1 pseudogene is annotated in these 983 nt (G+C 44.8%); it reads left to right on the forward strand.

The window, feature by feature from the left end:
- Positions 1 to 983, forward strand: a pseudogene (locus R7093_RS24265) (hybrid sensor histidine kinase/response regulator); the annotation flags it as partial.

The raw sequence follows: 983 nt of genomic DNA on the forward strand, positions 1-983 counted from the left end.
TCTACAGCATGGAAAAAGACAGACGCCAATACGGTCAGGAAACGCCTTTAAGTATCGAAGTGGATGTCCAAAATAATGTGGTGCTCTCCATGCATCATAAATTTTCCACTAATCCACACACTTCCGAGTACGCCGATGATTTAAAAGAGGCGATGCTTGGTATGGTGTCTGGGGATCTTACCAACACAGATGAAGTGGGTGATTGGGCGTTTCAGTTGTTGCAAGAAATGTCGCTTTCCTTGCTACAAAACTATCAGCTGTATGGAAATAGCGATGGGCACGCCATGCAGAACTTTATTGCTTACCTTGCTCAATTATCTTATTGGACGCAAAAAGAGGCTTGGCTGACCTACCGTTTAGTGATGGATCCAGATGCGAAGCTGAACCAAAGCGTTTTTTTTCAAACCATTGATCGTCAGCAGCAAAATCTAGATGCATTTTTGCATTTGGGGGCATCTTATGCGCATGTCGATAAACTGCTTGGCCTTTTCAGCTCCCCCCGCTATCAACGTAATTTGGAATCAAGAGCGAGGCTAATGAATGGCGACATGCCACGCAGCGATTATGCGGCTTACCTTGACGAACTCGATTTTCGGGTTCAGCGATTGCAAATGATGATTGAAGGATTTACTCGTCAAGCTGAGCAATCGCTACTTACTCAAGTCAATGAGCAAAAACGAAATGTATTGCTCATTACCTGTGGTGTTGCGGTAGTTCTTCTCTTGCTTGGCTGGCTGGGGGTTGCCACTTGGTATCGTGTTAACAGTAAGATTGGCGCAATCATTCATGCTCTTAATACCCTTGTTAATGAGGAAGAAAAAGAGAAAAAAGTCGCAGTCGATGGTAGTGACGAGTTCACTCTCTTTGCGCAGCAAGTCAATCGTGTGGTGGAAGAAAAGCAAAGGCAAACTTACGAAATCCTGCACGCCAAAGAGTCGGCAGTGGCAGCCAATAGAGCAAAATCTGTATTTCTTGCCAACATG

Source organism: Vibrio sp. 1580, assembly GCF_033340055.1.